We start from the raw sequence: 18,186 nt of genomic DNA on the forward strand, positions 1-18,186 counted from the left end.
TATGTCAGGCCGAGCGCGGCCTGCTCCTTCCCTCGCGTTGCAGTTTTTCGAGTGTGGCCGTCAGCCGCGCCACGATTTCGGGGTGCTGCTGATAGAGGTTGTTTTCCTCGCGCGGGTCGGCCCTGAGGTCATAGAGCTGGCCTAGCGGCCCCCCCGGCGCGGGTTCGACTGTCCGGGGCGCAGAAAAGCCGCCCGAGCCGAGCCCCATGATCAGCTTCCAATTGCCTTCGCGGATCGTGAATATGCCGTCGACCGAGTGATCGACGATATTGGGGCGGACCGGCGCACGGCGGTCGCCCGAGAGCACCGCGTCGAGATCGAAACTATCCTCGGCAGCGTCATCCGGCAACGCCAGGGCAAGCGCACCCGCTACTGTCGCCATGATATCAGTGAGCGAGGCGGTTGCTGGCGACAGGCTTCCCGGCTTCACTTTCCCCGGCCAGCGGACGATGAAGGGAATTCGGTGGCCGGCTTCCCAGGCATCCGCCTTTTCACCGCGCCATGGGCCGTTGGCGCGGTGGGCGAAACGGGCGGCGTCCTCGATCTTCCAGTCCGCGCCGTTGTCGCTGGTGAAGATTACCACAGTGTCCTCGGCAATGCCCTGCCGGTCGATCTCGGCGAGCACCCGGCCCACCATCGCATCGGTCTCCATGGCATAGTCGCCATAGGTGCCTGCGCCGGACTTGCCCTGATATTCGGGCAGCGGCACCCACGGAGTGTGCGGGGAGGGGAGCGGGAAATAGAGGAAGAAGGGCCGGCCATCGGCCTTGCGCCGGGTCGCCCCGCTGGTGATGACTTCCACGGCCTTGTCGGTCAAGGTCGGGACCGTCTGCTCCATCCTGAAACCGGGCGCGATCTGGCCCGCGCGCCAGAACACGCCGCGCGGTTCCTTGCTTCCATCGGTATGCGCGCTGGGCGCTTCCACCACATGGTCATTCTCGAAGAACAGATAGGGCGGATAGTCGAGCGAGGAGGGGATGCCGAAGTAATAGTCGAACCCATGATCGTTCGGCCCAGGGCGCAGCGGCCTGGAATAGTCCGTCGCCTCGCCTTCACCCAGCCCAAGGTGCCACTTGCCGATGCCCGAGGTGTGATAGCCCGCCTTTTGCAGCAACCCGGGCAGCGTCAGCCGGCCGGGGTCGATCAGATTGGTGCCGGTGCCGTCGAGCACTCCCTTCTTGAGGCGCGAACGCCAGCAATAGCGCCCGGTAAGGATCGAGTAGCGGCTGGGAGTGCAGACGGCCGATGAGGCGTGCATGTCAGTGAACCGCATGCCTTCGCGGGCCAGCCGGTCGATATTGGGCGTCGGCACGGCGGAGAGGGGATTGTAGGCCCGCGCATCGCCGATCCCGAAATCGTCCAGCAGGATGAGAACGATATTCGGGCGGGGCGGGACTGCGGCCAGCACGCCCCTGCTTCCGGCGAGGAGCGCCGCCGCCATGGCGGCGCTGCCGAGAAAGGCCCGACGCCGGATCGACGGCAATTCGCGCATCAGAAGCTTACGCGGATGCCGCCAAAGACGCGCGTGCCGTTGCGGTAGTAGGTATCGGGCAGGCCGCCAACGTAATAGGCTTTTTCGGTCGCATCCAGCAGGTTGACCGCCTGAAGCGTTGCCGAGAACCGGCTGTTGATCTGGTAGGTTATGCTGCCGTCCAGCGAGCCGTACGGCTTGGTGTAGACGCTCAGCCCCGGCAGGATCGCAACCGAGGAGAGATAGCTCCCGCGCCAGGAATAGGACAGGCGGATGCCCAGCGGTCCCTTTTCGTAATAGACGGTGGCGTTGAAGTTGTTCTTCGCGGTCGCGGTCAACTGCGTGGGATCGCTATTGTCGATATAGGTATAGTTTAGCTGCGTGCCGAGGCCGTCGAGTGGTGCGGGCAGGAAGCGGAACGCCTGCTGGTAATAAAGCTCCACGCCCTTCACCGTCACGCCGCCGCCGTTGACCAGACTGCTGACGTTGAAGTCGACATTGGCGACCTGCGTAGCCCCGGTCGAATAGACATATGTCACGGGCAGGCTCTGGACGCGCGTATCCTTGCGTACCAGCGAGTCCAGATTCTTGTAGAAGGCCGTCGCGCCCAGCAGGCCATCCTTGCTGAAATACCATTCCGCGCTGAGATCGACATTGGTCGCACGATAGGGATCGAGCTGCGGGTTGTTCGCGGTTACCGTCCGCTGCGGACCGCTGACCGTCGTGGAGGGAGAAACGTCACCCAGATTGGGCCGGGTGATCGTGCGGGAAGTGGACAGGCGGAGCACCAGCTTGTCGGTTGCATCCAGCTTGAGGTTGAGGCTGGGTAGGAAATCCCAATAATTGCGGTTGACCGCGACCGCGCCTGCCGCCGGGACGACAGTGGTGTTGCCCGCATCGGGGAAGATCCGGATGCCGTTGAGGTCCGGGCTGGCCCCGACGGTCGATTGCCGGGTGTTGACCACCCGGAAGCCGATATTGCCGGAGAGCTTGCCGAAGGCGAAATCGCCCCGGGCATAGCCGCCCAGCGTTCGTTCGGAGACATCGGTGATGCCGGACGGACTGTTCACCAGGCTGCCGCCCGCCACCTTGGAGGCCGCGATCAACTGTGCGTCGGTGAACTGCGAGGTAAAGGCATTGGTATCGGAAGACAGCCAGGACGAGGCGAACGAGGCGTTGCCGTTATAGGTTCCCAGAAAGTTGCCGTTGCCGGGCGTGATAAGCACCATGAACGGCGCCGCGCTGTAGGAGCCCGCTATCGGCCCCGCCGGCAGGCCAACCCCGCCGTTCACGGAAGCATAGAGCTGCGAGACGCCGGCGGCGGAAATCGTCAGCTGCGGATTGTCCTTGTAGATCGAGCGATCGGTGAAGTGGAAGCCGAAGGAAAAGGCCTTCATGCCCTCGTCCGAGAATTCGCGCGTCACGTCGGCGCGGGCTTCCCACAAGCTGTCGTTGCTGGTCTGATTGAACGGGCCGTTGAGGCTGGCGACACGATAGCTGTTGGGATTGAGACGGGCCGCGTCGAAGCCGTTCTGGTACTCGATACCCCAAAGTGTATCGCCGGGCTGCACGGTGAACTCTGCCTGGCCGGTGGCGATGTCGGCGATGTTGAGGTTGCTGTAGTTCTGCCCGGAATGCGAATAGGCCCCATCCAGCACGACTTTCCAGCCATCGACCTGATAGGTGGCGTTGCCGGCGATCTGGTAAGTCGTGCTCTGGCGGTCCTCCAGACGACTGCCGCCGCGCATATCGAGATCGGCGACCTGCAAGGCGGTGGTGGTCGGCAAGCCGAGATAATCGACGGTGTCGGCGCTCAGCACCTTATTGGCATTGGCGAATATCTGGAGGAACTCGCTGGTCGAATCCTTGACATTGAGCTTGGTGTAGAGCCCGTCCAGACCGAGGGTCAGCGCGTCGGTGGCGCGGAACTGGAATGAGGCGATGCCGCCGATCCGCTGGTCGCGCTCGTGATAGATGTAGTAATTGCTCTGGTTCGGAAAGCGCACGCTCTGGTTCGGTTCGATCACGCCGTCGCCATTGAGATCGTCGGGACCGCTGCCGGCCGGGATGCCGTTCTTTTCGGTGGAAGTGGTATAGCCGATCGAAGCGCCCTGGGTCGATGGGCGGCGCTCCATGTAGGAAAAGCCCAGCGAGATGCCGAAGCGGTCATCCGCGAACGTGTCCGAGAAAAAGGCTGAGCCCTGCGGCGAGAACTTGTGGGAATTGCTTTCCCATTCGCCCTGAAGCGAGGCCGAGATCACGCGCTTGCCAATTTCGAAGGGGCGCGGCGTGCGGACATCTACGGTGCCGGCAAGGCCGCCTTCGGTGAGATCGGGCGTAGAGCCCTTGTAGACCGCCAGCGTGCGAATGAATTCAGGAGGCAGCACCGAAAAATCGAACGTGCGACTGCCGGCGGAATCGCCGCTGGCATTGGGCAGTTCGCGACCGTTGATTGTCACTTGCGTGAAGTTCGCAGGGAGACCGCGGATGTTCACGGTCCGACCTTCGCCGCGCACGCGGTTAATCTGCACGCCAGTGATGCGCTGGACCGATTCCGCTACGTTCACGTCGGGAAACTTGCCCACGTCCTCGGCGCTGATGGCATCGACGATCGTGTCCGAATTGCGCTTCACCGCAACGGCGCGATCAAGCCCGGCGCGGATACCGGTCACAAGGATTGCCGCGCTTTCGGGATTTTCAGCGAGTGCGGTCTCGGCGGGAGCGGTTTCGCCAGAAACAGCTTCGGGTGACGCAGGCGCTGCCGGTCCATCCGACGCATAGGCCGACGCCGGCAAGAGCAGCGCAAGAATGATGGCAGCGCCGGAGATACCGGCGCGCCAGTGATGAACCTTCGACATCGGAACTGGATTCCCCCCTGTGGGATAATTGCGAATTATCCAGTCCGGAAGTCCGGTCCCTTGTGGGCTTCTCAACTAAATTGGTGGAGTTTGTCTGCAATTAAGATTTTCTGGTGCTGGCGATAGGGCTTCTTTGCCCTGCATCGCGGCCGAAGCGGCGAGGCCTACTTCGTCACCGATGGCGAGCCGATCGCATTTCGCGAGTTGGTATCGCGAATTCTGAAAACGCATGGCATCACTTCACCTGCCAAAGAACTGCCTTCATGGGAGGTCAATTCCGTCGCCCGCGTCGGCTAGGTACTGGCGACGATGGCGGTGGAAGTGACCCTGAACATCGCCAAGGCTGGTCAGGATCGACAGCGCGGCATCAAGTTAACGCTTGCGTTCCTGATGGCGGGCGATCGGGCTGCGCAGAACTTTTGCCGTGGATCGTTCCTGACGACGGTCGGCCCGCCATCGGCATGCAAAGGCTTGCACGGGCATGAGTGAGTTCTTTGGCGAGACCGACGCAGCGGAGGCCCATGCCACGCTCGATCGGGCAGTCGAGCTGGCGTCACCTTGTTCGATACCGCAGATGTCTATGGCAGCAGCGAGAACGAACGCTTTCGCGGCTCGGGCAGGCAGGTTGAGGTCGATGCAGCCAAGGCGAAGTCTGGGCGAGCAAGCTCAGGCCAGGCGAACAGGCCGTGACCGGGGTTGAGCACTGACTGATGTTCAGCGCGTTCGCAGAGGAGGAGACCTTCGATGACGAACCGCTCCTCCGCAGCGCTTAGCTCTTCAATCGGTCAAGATCGCCGTCGATGGTCTATCGGAGATGCCAGCCGATTTGGACAGTGCCGTCAAAATCGTAGCGCTCTCGGTGCGGTTTAGCCAGTCGGGACTGGCGTCCAGCAGAAGCACCCGGCCGTCGCTGTCGAGCACAAGCGCAGCCGGGAGGTCGATTTCGTAACTGAAAGTGCCCAGAGTTGCGCCGATCCAGTTTTCGTCGGGCCGAACGGCGGGTTGGTCTTCGGGAAAGAACGTGATCCCCAGGCTGCGAGCAAGGGCATAGTCCGGGTCACTGGCCACCGGAAAGCCGATATTGTGGCGTTGGATCATGCTCTTATCGACGGGGATCTGGGCGCTTAGCGCGACGAGCCCCGCCCCGCGTGCTTGCAGTTCGGGCCAGAGCGTTTCGTTATAGTAGGGCAAGGCGACATTGCAGGCTGGGCAGCCGCCGAAGCGGAAGAAAATGAGCACGACGGGGCCCTGCGCCAGCAGTGCATCGCGCGTCAGTTCTTCGCCGTGCTCGTCCCTCAGTGTGAACGGGGCGATTTCGTCGCCGACTTGGGGGAGCTTGGCCGGATCGTGCTGCGCCACAAGCAATCGGCGCTGTGCCGCGTTGCGCGCGAGTTGCTCTGCGCTCCAGGAGCGGTCGCGCTCTGCCTGGAGTTCCACAAATCGATCCTTGAGGCTCTTGCTCACGTCTGTTCCTCCTGCGTGGTGTCCGCAGGGAACCTAGGCCCGGATCGAGGGCGGGAATAACGAGAAACCCGCCGGTTTCCTTGAGACTTTCCAATATGACCTAGAGCGCGGCAACCACCTCCCGCGCCAGTCGCGCCAATTGGCTGGTGGGTCCGTCGAGGCCGCTGGCGGTCTGCAGGATGCAGGAAACGTGCGGCAAGGCCGGAAGGTCGACATCCTCAAGCGGGGCTTCGCGCAGGAACAGGTGGGTGCGGCAAGTCAGTCCCAGCCCGGCATCGACTGCAGCGCGAAGCGCGGTGAGATTGGGCGTCTCCACGGATATCCGGTACGGCCTGCCCGCGTCTTCCAGCGCGCGGATCGCCGCTTCGCGAAAGCGACAGGGCGGTTCGAGAACGGCGAGTTGCACCGTGTCCAACAGCGCCAGTTCAGCCTTGCCGTACCAGGCCATGGGCGCGCTGGCGATCGCGTTGGGGTCGTTATGGGCGGCGAAACCCAGCACGATATCTAGCTGGCGTCGCTCCAGCTGGCCGATCAGTTCCGCCGTGCCCGCGACGCGCGAGTAGAGCTGCGCTTCGGGGTGAAGCTCGGCGAAGCGGGCGAGCAGGCCCGACAGCAGCATTTCGGCGAAGTCCTGGACCATGCCGATGCGCGCAGGCCCGGTAAAGTGGCCGGCTGTGACGGCGGCCACGGCCTCGTCGTGCAAGGTGAGCACCTTGCGCGCGTAGTCGAGCATGAGTTCACCAGACTGGGTGAGGGTAAGCCTGCGTCCCTCGCGATGAAACAGCGCCTGCTGCAACAATTCCTCCAGCCGTTTGATCTGGAGGCTCAGGGCGGATTGACTGACGAAGACCCGCTCGGACGCATGGAGCATGGAACCGGTATCAACGATCGCCACGAAACTGCGCAGGAGGTTGGTGGGAAGATTGACGGGCATGTTCGAATCACTCGCAATGGGATGGGGGAGAAGTAGGCGATAGAGTGTTCCATATTCTCAACTAAATCAGTAGAGTTTGTGACAGTGATTGCAAACCTTGTCTTCACCGCAACCGTGTGGGCGATGCGCTCGACCCGAATTCGGCACGGATCGGCGACGGAAAATCGCCGTTTTTCTCGATTATGAGCAGCGCTGATAGGCGCTCCGGGAAAACTCAATTGAAATAGTTGAGAATGCGGTGTCTCTTCCGTTCCCGCCCTCCGGACGAGAGAGACAATGGCTATTTTGCATCGGATCACCGCCTTGCTGGGCAGCGCGCGCTGGCTTTCGCCATTGCTGTTCCTGTTCGCCTGGGAAGCTGGATCGCGCTCGGGCCTCATTCCCGAACGGACGCTGGCCGCGCCGTCCAAGGTGCTCTCGACGCTGCTGGGCATGGCGGTCTCCGGCGAGCTGGTGGACAACCTTTGGGTCTCGTTCCTGCGCATCGCTATCGGCCTTGCCATCGGGGTGACGATCGGCGTGGCATTGGCGCTCGTCGCCGGGCTTTCGCGGCAGGGCGAGGTGGCGGTAGACCCCTTGATGCAAATCAATCGCACGATCCCGACGCTCGCGCTGACGCCGCTGTTCATCGTCTGGTTCGGCATCGGCGAGACGCCGAAGATCGCGCTGATCGCCTTCGCGTCGATCTTTCCGGTCTATCTCAACCTCTACAGCGGCATTCGCGGCGTGGACCTGCGCCTGCTGGAAGGCGCGCGCAGCTTCGGGCTCAGCCGCGCAGAGCAGATCTTTCACGTCATCCTCCCCGGCGCCTTGCCCTCGCTGCTGGTGGGGCTGCGCTATTCGCTTTCCGTTTCCATCCTCGTGCTGGTCGTGGCCGAGCAGATCAATGCGTCGGCCGGGCTTGGCTATCTCATCAACAATGCCCGCGACTTCATGCGGACGGACATCATCGTCGTGTGCCTGATGATTTACGCCGTGCTCGGCCTCGCCGCAGATGCGCTGGTGCGGGCCGTGGAAAGCCGGGCTCTCGTCTGGCGACCCAGTATCGTTTCCCAGTGATGCATCGTCTCGCAATGCTCCCCAGAACCGCCCCTTCATCGGAGAAAACTGCCATGGACGCTCGATCGACCGGCTATTCCCGCGTGGCTCCGCCCCAGTTCCAGACCGCTCAACTCCAGAAGGCCCAGCCCGTCGTCCGGCTGCGCGATTTCACCCGCCGCTTTGGCGACAACACGATCATCTCGGGACTGGACCTCGACATCGCACCGGGCGAGTTCGTGACGCTGCTGGGCCGTTCGGGATCGGGCAAGACAACCCTGCTGCGGACACTCGCGGGTCTCGATCCGACGCTGGGACAGGATGTGACAGTACCGGCCTCGCGCGCGGTCGTTTTCCAGGACGCGCGCCTGCTGCCGTGGAAGAAGGTCTGGCGCAATGTCGCGTTGGGCCTGCGGGACGGCGACGTGCGGGCGCGTGCCGAAGGCGCCCTGCGCGAGGTGGGGCTCGGGCACCGGCTCGACGCATGGCCGCTGACCCTGTCCGGCGGCGAGGCGCAGCGCGTGGCGCTTGCCCGTGCGCTGGTGCGTGAACCGAGCCTGTTGCTGCTCGACGAACCCTTCGCCGCGCTCGACGCGCTGACGCGGCTCCGCATGCACGAACTCGTGCTCTCGCTTTGGACGCGCCACCGCCCGGCGGTGATGATGGTCACGCACGACGTGGACGAGGCCATTGCCCTGGCCGACCGCATCGTCCTGCTCGACGAGGGACGCATTGTCACGCAGGAGCGCATCGAGGCGCCGCGCGGCGAGCGCAGCCATGTCGCGCGGGGGCTCCGCAGTCGCCTCCTGAGCGCGCTGGGCGGTCACGTCGCCGAGAGCCCGTCGCCTGCCGAAATCATCGCGCTCCACGCCGGCGGCTTTGCATGAGTGCGGCGGTTTCGCTTGTCGTTCCGCCACGGGATATCGCTCCGCTACGCCGTTTCGTGACCGGCTTTGCCGCGATCCTCGACAGCGGCGCGGGGCAGGCCGCGATCCTTGAGCAGGGCGGCGATCTGCTCGCGCGCCTCGTGTCGCGCGACGATTGGCTGCCTGATGCGTTCGCCCGTCCGCATCCCGATCGCTATCAGCAATACCTGCTTCATTGCGACAGTGCCGAGCGCTTCAGCGTGGTCGCCTTCGTCTGGGGGCCGGGCCAGACGACGCCGATCCATGATCACCGCGTATGGGGTTTGGTCGGCGTGCTGCGCGGGGCGGAAAAAGTGCAGAACTTCCGTCGCCGCGTGGACGGTTCGCTCGTCCAGCAAGGCGCGACGGCGGACCTGTTCGAAGGCGAAGTGGAAGGGATCGATCCGGACGTCGGCGACATCCACCGCGTCGCCAATGCCTTTGCAGACCGCACGTCGATCTCGATCCACGTCTACGGCGCCAACATCGGCGCGGTGGAGCGCGCGACGTATCGCGCCAATGGCGAGGAACGGCCCTTCATCTCGGGCTACGCGAACGATGTCCTGCCCAACCTTTGGAACGGAGTAATCCAGGTATGAGCGTCTCTCCCACGGAAATCCGCAGTGCCCTGTTGGCCCGCCGCGAGATCGCGCTGATCGACGTGCGGCAGGAGGCCCAGTTTGCGCTCGGGCATCCGCTGTTTGCCGCGCAGATCCCGCTGCAACGCATCGCGATTGAGGCGCCCTGGCGCATTCCGCGCAAGGACACCCCGATCGTCGTCTACGATGACGGCGAGGGCCTTTCCGAACCGGCATCGCATCAGTTTCGCGCGCTGGGTTACACCCACGTCGATGTGCTGGAGGGCGGCCTCTCCGGCTGGCGCGCGGCGGGATACGAACTGTTCGAGGATGTGAACAGCTACTCCAAGGCATTTGGCGAACTGGTCGAGCATCGCCGTCATACCCCCTCGCTGCCTGCGCCCGACGTGCTGGCTCTGATCGAGGAGAAGGCGAACATCGCCATCCTCGATGCCCGCCGCTTCGACGAATATGCGACGATGAGCATCCCAGGCGGCCGCAGTGTGCCGGGCGCCGAACTCGTGCTGCGCGCCCCGGTCGCCGCGCCCGATCCGGACACGACGATCATCGTCAACTGCGCCGGGCGCACACGCAGCATCATCGGCACGCAGTCGCTTATCAATGCGGGTTTGCCGAACAGGATCTTTGCCCTGCGCAACGGCACGATCGGCTGGACGCTCGCCGGGCAATTGCTGGAGACCGGGCGGCAGGAGAGCGTGGAAACCGGGCAGGACGGCGAGCTGGACGTAGCGCGCGAGCGCGCCCGCGATGTCGCTTATCGCGCCGGCGTGCGCCGGATCGACAGCGACGATCTCAGGGCGCTCCTCGCCGAGAGCGACCGCACGCTCTATCGCTTCGACGTGCGCCAGGCCGCCGACTTCGCGGCCGGACACCCTGCAGGCTTTCGCAATGCGCCGGGCGGCCAGCTCGTTCAGGAGACCGACCACTTCGCGCCCGTGCGCGGCGCCCGCATCGTGCTGGCGGACGACCTCGGCCCGCGTGCCGACATGACGGCGTCCTGGCTCGCGCAGCTCGGCTGGGACGTGCTGGTCTTGGCGGATGCCTTCGACGGCCCACTCGAAACCGGTGAGGACGGCGCACCGGCGCCGCGCGGTCCCGAGGGGCGCTACAAGCGCCCCTACGAGGGCACCGACAACCGCGCGGCCGCAATGCAGGCTTATCTGGACTGGGAATATGGCCTCGTCGCCCAGCTGGAGCGCGACGGCACCCACGGCTTCTTCGTCATCTGATCATTCCCGCAGGGAGACCTTGTCATGACCGTCAAATTCATCGGCTACATCGGCTTCAACGACAGTTCGGAAATCCACGCCGGCTCGCGCTCCCGCGTGCTCGACCGCGACTATGTGGAGGCCGCTGCCCGCGCACAGGAAGAGGGCGGGTTCGACCGGGTGCTGATCCCGTTCGGCTCCAGTTCGCCGGAGAGCCAGATCGTCGCCGCCCATGCCGCCGCGATCACCACGCGCCTCGGCTTCCTTGTCGCGCACAGGCCCGGTTTCACCCAGCCGACTTTGGCTGCACGCCAACTGGCGACGCTGGACCAGCTTTCGGGCGGTCGCGTGGCCGTACACATCATCACCGGCGGCGCCGACGAGGAAATGGCGCGCGATGGTGACGCCCACACTCTCAAGGCCGAGCGCTACCTGCGCAGCGACGAGTACCTCGATGTGCTCAAGCGCGAATGGAACGAGCAGGCGCCGTTCGACCATTCCGGCCGCTTCTATGAAGTGCGCGGCGGTTTCAGCGCCGTGAAGCCGGACAACCTGCCGGTGTTCTTCGGCGGCTCCTCGCCCGAGGCGATCGAGGTCGCGGGCCGCCATGCCGATGTCTATGCGCTTTGGGGCGAGACGCTGGAGCAGGTCGGCGAAGCCGTGCGCACCGTGCGCCACGCGGCTGCCCGTCACGGGCGCAATCCCGGCTTCTCGCTCTCGCTGCGGCCGGTCATCGCCGATACCGAGGAAGCGGCGTGGAAAAAGGCCGACGAGATCACCGAGAAAGTCCGCGCCAATCGCGAGGCGGCGGGGCTGCCCACGAGCGGCCACCGCCCGCCTAATGCCGGATCGTTGCGCCTGCTTGAAACCGCGCAGACCCAGCGCCGCGACACCCGGCTCTGGACCGGCGTTGCCGCGCTTACCGGCGCTGCGGGCAACAGCACCGGCCTTGTCGGCACGCCCGAACAAGTCGCCGAGGCCCTGCTCGAATACTACGACATCGGCATCGATCACTTCCTGATCCGCGGCTTCGAACCGCTCGCGGATGCCATCGACTATGGTCGCGATCTCATCCCGCTGGTGCGCGCGAAAGTCGCCGCGCGCGAGGGGGCGGACAAAGTGGCGCTGGCAAGCTGAAACGGCCTTCCCGCGCTTTGGAAATACTCACCTTCCTATCAGCCATCCGCGTTGGTTCGTCCCGGCCCACCCGCATAGCCTGAACCCACGCAGAAGGAGCAAAGACATGACCACCCGCCAACTCAAGCTGGGCTTCATCCTGCACGGCGTCGGCCCCGGCTGGGACGACTGGCGCCATCCCGACGCCCAGGTCGATGCCAGCACCAGCCTCTCGTTCTACACCCGGCAGGCACAGGCCGCGGAGCGCGGCAAGTTCGACTACCTGTTCGTGGCCGACAGCGTCTCGATCAACGCGCGGTCCTCTCCGCACTACCTCAACCGCTTCGAACCGCTGACGATCCTTTCCGCCGTCGCGGCGGTGACCGAGCGCATCGGCCTCGTCGGCACGGCGACCGTCAGCTATACCGAGGCCTACAACCTCGCCCGCCAGTTCGCCTCGCTCGACCATATCAGCGGCGGGCGGGCCGGGTGGAACGTCGTTACCTCATGGCTGGAGGGGAGTGCCGCCAATTTCGGGCGCGACAAGCACCTCGATCATGACGTGCGTTACCGGCTGGCCGAGGAATACCTCGATGTCGTGAAAGGGCTCTGGGACAGCTGGGAAGACGACGCGCTGGTCCGCGATAAGGCGACCGGCCAGTTCCTCGATCCCGACAAGCTCCATGAATTGGGCCACAAGGGCGAGTTCCTCTCCGTAAAGGGCCCGCTCAATATCTCGCGCTCACCGCAGGGCCAGCCGGTGATCTTCCAGGCGGGGTCCTCGGAAGACGGCCGCAACTTCGCCGCGCGCCATGCCGAGGCGATCTTCACCCATCAGGAGGACCTCGCCGAGGGGCAGGCCTTCTACGCCGACGTCAAGGCCCGCGCGCGTGGTTTCGGCCGCGATCCCGAACAGCTTCTGGTGCTCCCGGGCGGCCGTCCCGTGGTCGGCTCCACCGAGGAGGAAGCCGAGCGGCTTTACGGCGAACTGGCGGGCCTCGTCAGTCTGGAGAACGCGCTCAGGGCGCTTGGACGCTCGTTCAACGACCATAATTTCAGCGTCTACGATCCCGACGGACCCTTCCCGCAGCATGTCGCCGAAGAGGGCCGCAAGAGCAACCAGAGCGCGTCCGAACGCGTGCTCGCCGATGCGGCGCGCGGGTTGACGCTGGGCGAGATCGCCCTGCGCGTCGCCACGCCGCGCAGCCACTTCACAGGCACGCCGGAGCAGATCGCGGACCGCTTCCAGCTCTGGCTCGAACAGCGCGGATCCGACGGTTTCAACTTGTTCGAATCCCTGCCCGGCCAGCTTGAGGTCTTCGTCGACCACGTGGTGCCGATCCTTCAGGCGCGCGGGATCTACAAGCAGGACTACCCCGGCAGGACCCTGCGCGAGACACTGGGGCTGGATGTTCCCGAAAACCGCAACACCTCTGCGCGCCTGCGCCGCACGGCTGCCTGACACGCAAGGAAAGGAGAAGACTCATGGCCAGAACCGCTTCCACTTTCGACGTTTCCAGCACGGATCTCGTCATCCGCCCGGTCCAGCCGAGCATCGGCGCCGAAGTCGAGGGCGTGGACCTTTCGAAACCCCTGACCGACGAGTTGCGCGCGACGATCCGCGCCGCACTGCTCAAGTGGAAGGTCCTGTTCTTCCGCGACCAGTCGATCGACGATGCCCAGCAGGCGGCCTTCGCGGCGAACTTCGGCCCGCTCTATACCCATCCGACCACCCGCCACGATGCGGCGAACAAGGAAGTCCACGCCATCGCCGCGCGGGAGGATCGGGAATACGAAAAGAAGCTCGGCTACAAGCTGAAGGCGGGCGAAGCCTATCACACCGATACGAGCTGGCGCCTCGTGCCGACATGGGGCGCGGTGCTGCGCGACGTGAACCTGCCGGAAGTGGGCGGCGACACGATCTGGGTGGATGCGAACCTCGCCTACGAGACGCTTTCACCCGAACTGAAGGAGCGGCTCGAAGGCAAGCACGTCACGCATAACTTCGTGCCCGCGCTGGAGCTTTCCGGCCACGAATATCCGATCGTCGCGCACAAGATCGTGCGTACCCACCGCGAGACCGGGCAGAAGATCCTCTGGGTCAATTTTTCGCAGCAGCCGCAGATCCTGGGGCTGGAACTGTCCGAAAGCCGCGAGCTGCTCGAAGAAGTGCTGCGCCAGTACAAGCGGCCCGATCTTCAGGCCCGCTTCTCGTGGCGGCCGGGCACGGTTGCGTTCTGGGACAACCGCGCCACGGTGCACTTCGCGGTGCGCAACTATGGCGACTTCCCGCGCGAACTGCACCGCATCCTGATCGCCGACGAACCGCTTTGGACGGACCTCTGATTGATGCTGGACAGACGCTATCTGCTTGCAGGACTTGCTACGACTTTCGCCCTGGCCGCTTGCGGCCGGGGCGCGGGCGCGCATGCGGACGTGCTGCGCGTCGGCAGCCAGAAGGGCGGCACCAAGGCGCTGATGCTGGCCTCTGGCGCGCTCGACGGTGCGCCCTACAAAGTGGAATGGTCGGAATTCCCCGCCGCGCAGAACCTGCTGGAAGCGCTGGGCAGCAGCGCGGTCGATCTCGGGCTTGTCGGTGATGCCCCGTTCCAGTTTGCCTATCAGGCAGGCAGTCCGATCAAGGCGGTGGGCGCGCAGCGCACGCAAGGCCGGATCGACGGCGCGCTGTCGATCCTCGTGCCGGCTGGGTCGCCGGTCCATGACGGCAATGGCCTGAAGGGCAGGCGGATTGCCACCACGCGCGGCAGTGTCGGCCATTATCTCGTGCTGCGTTCGATGATCGCTTCCGGCTTCAGACCCGAGGACGTGAAGATCGTGTTCCTCTCCCCCAGCGATTCCCGCGCGGCGCTCCAGAGCGGGGCGGTGGATGCCTGGTCCACCTGGATGCCCTATGTCGCAGCGGCGCAGGCCGAGGGCGACCGCATCGTCGTGGACGGACGTGACTTCGTGCAGGGCTACGGCTTCGAGATCGCGCCCGAGAGCGCCATCGCCAACAAGCGCGAGCAACTCGCCGATTTCCTGCGCCGCGAGGGCAAGGCGCTGGAATGGGCGAAGGGACACATCGATGACTATAGCGCCGTGCTGGCAAAGGAGACCGGCTTGCCCCTCGGCATCGCCCGCGAGACCGCGACGAAGAATATTCGCCTGCGTGTTCCTATCGATGACAGAGTTGTTGCCGATCAAAAAATCGTTCTGGATACATTTCGTAGATTTGGTGAAGTCAAGTCTGTTCGTCCGCTCGATAGTGCATTCGTATCTAATGTCTAACTAAAGAAAATATTGCATAGGAATGAGATATTTCAATTTCAACCAATTTGGTTGAGATGGCACGAAGGCTCTTATATTTTTCGATATGAGGGTTGATGTGAAGAAATTTTCAATTTCCGGTCTACTTGTCGGCGTGTCGCTTCTGGCCATCTCTCCCGCTAGGGCAGAGGAGGCCGCCGATGAGGCAGCGGCAAACGCGGCGCCCGCCGAAGCAGATGGATCAGCCATTGTCATCACCGGTGTACGCGGGCGCATCCAGCGCTCGGTCGCCGACAGCCCGGTACCCATCGACGTCATCGGTCCTCAGGAACTGCGAAATACCGGGCGGACCGGGCTCAAGGAAATCCTCGGCAACATCATCCCGTCGCTGACGATGCCCGCGCTGGGCGGCGGCGGCACGTCGGCAAGCGTCCGGCCCATCGCGATCCGTGGCCTGTCCGGCGACTACGTGCTGGTGCTGGTCAACGGCAAGCGCCGCCATACGACCTCGCTCATCAACAATCTCTCGCGCGTTTCCGGCGGCTCCACGCCGGTCGACATCGACCTGATCCCCACCATCGGCGTCGGCCGGATCGAAGTGCTGCGCGACGGCGCGGCGGCGCAATACGGTTCGGACGCGATTTCCGGCGTCATCAACATCATCCTCGACAATTCGCCGCAGGGCGGCGAAGTCTCGGTGACAGGCGGCCAGCTCTACCAGAAGGGCGGCGCGCTGGCGCAAGTTGCCGGAACCTACGGCCTGGGCCTTGGCGATGGCGGCTTTGCGCGCTTCGCGGTCGAGGCCAAGTATCACGACCGGGCGGATTCCTCGGGCGAACCGGTACCTTACATCTACCCGCTGGTGAACGGACAGCCCGACCCGCGCGAGGCCGATGCCGATCACCTGATCGCCGGCGGTTATGGACGCTCCAATCGCGACAAGATCGTCAACGCCAGTTACAACGCCGAACTGCCGGTGGGTGACGACACCAGCCTCTACTCGTTCGCGACCCTCAGCCACCGGGACATCAAGGATGCGCGCGGTGCATTCTTCGCCGCGCCGACGGGTTATGGCGGGCTCGCCAATACGTCCGGTGCTTCCGTGCTGCCGCAGCTCTATCCCAGCGGCTTCCAGGCCTATCGACGGATCTGGGAATGGGATTTCCAGGTCGCCTTGGGGCTGCGTTCCGAATTCGCCGGCTGGTCGCTGGATGTCTCGACCGGCTTCGGGCGGAACAATGTGAAGCTGGGTGCCGAAAATACGCTCAACCCCTCGCTGGGGCCGGACAGCCCCACCAGCTTCTTCATGGGCCGCCAGAAGCAGGACTTGTGGGTCAACAATCTCGATCTCAGCCGTGACCTCGATCTCGGGCTTGCCAAGCCGGTCAGCCTGTCGCTCGGCGTGGAACAGCGCTGGGAGCGGTTCCAGAACCTCGCGGGCGAGCCGGACAGCTACCGCGACGGTGGCTATGTGATCCCTGCGGACGGCACGCCGTTCGGCCTGCTCTATGGCGGTAAATCACCGTCGCCGGGGCTGGTTTCCTTCACCGGCACGTCCCCGGCGGACGCATCCAGCCTCAGCCGCAACAACGTGGCGGCCTATGTGGACGTCTCTACCGACCTGACGCCGGGCTGGTTTCTCGGCCTTGCCGGCCGGTTCGAGCATTATTCGGACAGCGCGGGGAACACCTTCAGCGCAAAGGCGTCGACCCGCGTCGAACTGACGAAGGGCCTTGCTCTGCGAGGCGGCGTCAACACCGGTTTCCGCGCGCCGTCGCTGGCGCAGACGGCATTCTCGACCACGCAGAACACCGTCACCGTGATCGGGGATGACCGCGTCTCCACCGTCTCGAAATTCCTGCCGGTGAACAGCGCGGCAGCCATCGCGCTGGGAGCCAAGCCGCTCAAGCCCGAGAAATCGCTCAATTTCACGGCAGGCGTGACATATGAAAACGGGCCGCTGCGCATCACGGTCGATGCCTACCAGATCCGCATCGACGACCGCATCGTCAAGACCGAGTTCCTCGGCACGGCGTCGAACGGCGGCGCGGCGATCAAGGACATCCTCGTTGCCAACGGTATCGACGACGTGGACAGCGCCCAGTTCTTCACCAATGCGATCGACACCCGCACGCGCGGTGTGGATGTGGTAGGCGAATATACGCTGGATACCGCCGCGCTGGGCACGTTCCGCCTCAATGCCGCCTACAGCTACAACCGCACCAAAATCCTCCATGTGATCGACAATCCGGAAGAACTGAGCGATCTCAACGTCACTCTGTTCGGTCGCCAGGCGCAGCAGGATCTCGTCGTGGCGCTGCCGCGCAGCAAGGTCGTGCTGTCCAGCAACTGGTCGCTCGACAGGCTGCGGGCGCTGTTGCGGGTGACGCGCTACGGGGAATATACCGAAGCCAGCAACGTCGCCGCGTCCGACCGCACTTTCGGCGCGAAATGGATCACGGACGCGGAGGTCGGCTTCCAGCTCACGGAAAGCCTCGACATCGCCGTGGGCGCGAACAACCTCTTCGACGTCTACCCCCAGAAGAACGGCGCAGTCGCTTACGATGGTTCAGGCCTCTATGGCAATTTTGCACCCTTCGGGCTCAGCGGCGGCTTCTATTATGCCCGTCTCGACGTGAAATTCTGATCGGTCCATCGCCTGTCCCGAAACGCGTCGGCAGAAGGGTGTACGACAGTCCTGCAAGGCGAACAGGGATGGGGTTGTCAGCCTGCGCGGGCTCGGTCAGCTCGAATACGAAATCTGAGCCGACGACATCCTTTCCCGCAGTCCGGCTGCGGGAAAGGCATCGCATGTGGACGGGTATCCGCTATCGTGTCCGGGCAGCCGTGGCTTCGATCTCCACGAGAAAGCCGGGATTGGCGAGCGCGGCAACCTGTACGGTCGAACGCGCAACGAGGTTGGGCTGGCCGGCGGTGCCGAAGAACTCGGAATAGGCCTGCTGGAAGCCCTGGAAATCCTGTTTCCCGCCCAGCCCGGGATCTCCGACCAGAAAGACGGTCAGCTTGATCACGTCGCCCAGCGTATAGCCCTGCGCTTTCAGAAGAGCGTCGATCTTGCGGAACACGCTGGTCGCCTGCGTTTTCGTATCGCCGTAAGTGGCCGGATCGGTCGGCGCTCCGGTGTTGTTCGCCGGGCTGGGCACTTGTCCGCTGAGATAGAGATAAGTGGCATTGGCGGGGACCGTGACGCCTGCGAGGATAGGCGATCCGGCGGCGCCGGGATGCCGAACGATCTCTTCGGCATGCGCGGAGACGGCGCCGGTTAGGCTCAGGAGCGCGGCGGCCATGGGGACGAAAGATCTCAT

15 protein-coding genes are annotated in these 18,186 nt (G+C 64.3%); 10 read left to right on the forward strand and 5 right to left on the reverse strand.

Annotated elements, in window-relative coordinates:
- Positions 1-4 precede the first annotated feature (4 nt).
- Positions 5-1,492, reverse strand: a complete 1,488-nt coding sequence (locus EDF56_RS24045; protein WP_207905042.1) for a sulfatase-like hydrolase/transferase — start codon at positions 1,490-1,492, stop codon at positions 5-7.
- A complete protein-coding gene (locus EDF56_RS24050) occupies positions 1,492-4,329 on the reverse strand; it encodes a TonB-dependent receptor (protein WP_132392409.1) in 2,838 nt (945 codons plus the stop codon). Before EDF56_RS24050 ends, EDF56_RS24045 begins: the two co-directional genes overlap by 1 nt.
- Before the next feature lie 309 nt (positions 4,330-4,638).
- On the opposite strand from EDF56_RS24050, the gene EDF56_RS24055 reads away from it, so the two are divergent.
- The gene (locus tag EDF56_RS24055) at positions 4,639-4,818 is read left to right on the forward strand and encodes a hypothetical protein (RefSeq protein ID WP_132392411.1); all 180 of its coding nucleotides are present in this window, start codon (positions 4,639-4,641) and stop codon (positions 4,816-4,818) included.
- Between the two features lie 288 nt (positions 4,819-5,106).
- Here the strand turns inward: EDF56_RS24055 and EDF56_RS24065 are convergent, their stop codons facing one another.
- Together EDF56_RS24065 and EDF56_RS24070 are read right to left on the reverse strand one after the other, a co-directional pair.
- Positions 5,107-5,793 (reverse strand): peroxiredoxin-like family protein, encoded by a 687-nt coding sequence (locus EDF56_RS24065; protein ID WP_132392413.1) that lies wholly within the window; start codon positions 5,791-5,793, stop codon positions 5,107-5,109.
- A gap of 100 nt (positions 5,794-5,893) precedes the next feature.
- Positions 5,894-6,727, reverse strand: a complete 834-nt coding sequence (locus EDF56_RS24070; RefSeq protein WP_132392415.1) for a LysR substrate-binding domain-containing protein — start codon at positions 6,725-6,727, stop codon at positions 5,894-5,896.
- 276 nt (positions 6,728-7,003) lie between these two features.
- Here EDF56_RS24070 and EDF56_RS24075 point away from each other — a divergent pair, with 276 nt between their 5' ends.
- The 9 genes from EDF56_RS24075 to EDF56_RS24115 all read left to right on the forward strand — a co-directional run bounded on the left by EDF56_RS24075 (position 7,004) and on the right by EDF56_RS24115 (position 17,507).
- Positions 7,004-7,786: an ABC transporter permease gene (locus EDF56_RS24075; RefSeq protein WP_132392417.1), complete on the forward strand. Its 783-nt coding sequence runs from the start codon at positions 7,004-7,006 to the stop codon at positions 7,784-7,786.
- Between the two features lie 53 nt (positions 7,787-7,839).
- The gene (locus EDF56_RS24080; protein WP_132392420.1) at positions 7,840-8,652 is read left to right on the forward strand and encodes an ABC transporter ATP-binding protein; all 813 of its coding nucleotides are present in this window, start codon (positions 7,840-7,842) and stop codon (positions 8,650-8,652) included.
- Complete coding sequence (locus EDF56_RS24085; protein ID WP_132392422.1) at positions 8,649-9,269, forward strand: cysteine dioxygenase; 621 nt, start codon at positions 8,649-8,651, stop codon at positions 9,267-9,269. Before EDF56_RS24080 ends, EDF56_RS24085 begins: the two co-directional genes overlap by 4 nt.
- Positions 9,266-10,498: a rhodanese-like domain-containing protein gene (locus EDF56_RS24090; RefSeq protein WP_132392424.1), complete on the forward strand. Its 1,233-nt coding sequence runs from the start codon at positions 9,266-9,268 to the stop codon at positions 10,496-10,498. The genes EDF56_RS24085 and EDF56_RS24090 overlap by 4 nt, the downstream gene beginning before the upstream one ends.
- Before the next feature lie 24 nt (positions 10,499-10,522).
- Positions 10,523-11,614: an LLM class flavin-dependent oxidoreductase gene (locus EDF56_RS24095; protein WP_132392426.1), complete on the forward strand. Its 1,092-nt coding sequence runs from the start codon at positions 10,523-10,525 to the stop codon at positions 11,612-11,614.
- A gap of 106 nt (positions 11,615-11,720) precedes the next feature.
- Entirely contained in the window at positions 11,721-13,055 is a 1,335-nt protein-coding gene (locus EDF56_RS24100) for an LLM class flavin-dependent oxidoreductase (protein ID WP_132392428.1), read from the forward strand.
- A gap of 23 nt (positions 13,056-13,078) precedes the next feature.
- Complete coding sequence (locus EDF56_RS24105; RefSeq protein ID WP_132392430.1) at positions 13,079-13,939, forward strand: TauD/TfdA family dioxygenase; 861 nt, start codon at positions 13,079-13,081, stop codon at positions 13,937-13,939.
- 3 nt (positions 13,940-13,942) lie between these two features.
- Complete coding sequence (locus tag EDF56_RS24110) at positions 13,943-14,881, forward strand: ABC transporter substrate-binding protein (protein WP_207905044.1); 939 nt, start codon at positions 13,943-13,945, stop codon at positions 14,879-14,881.
- Positions 14,882-15,014: 133 nt separating this feature from the next.
- Complete coding sequence (locus EDF56_RS24115; RefSeq protein ID WP_243652828.1) at positions 15,015-17,507, forward strand: TonB-dependent receptor; 2,493 nt, start codon at positions 15,015-15,017, stop codon at positions 17,505-17,507.
- 181 nt (positions 17,508-17,688) lie between these two features.
- Here the strand turns inward: EDF56_RS24115 and EDF56_RS24120 are convergent, their stop codons facing one another.
- The gene (locus EDF56_RS24120) at positions 17,689-18,186 is read right to left on the reverse strand and encodes a RidA family protein (RefSeq protein WP_132392436.1); all 498 of its coding nucleotides are present in this window, start codon (positions 18,184-18,186) and stop codon (positions 17,689-17,691) included.

The organism is Novosphingobium sp. PhB165 (assembly GCF_004341845.1).
Taxonomy (GTDB): Bacteria; Pseudomonadota; Alphaproteobacteria; order Sphingomonadales; family Sphingomonadaceae; genus Novosphingobium.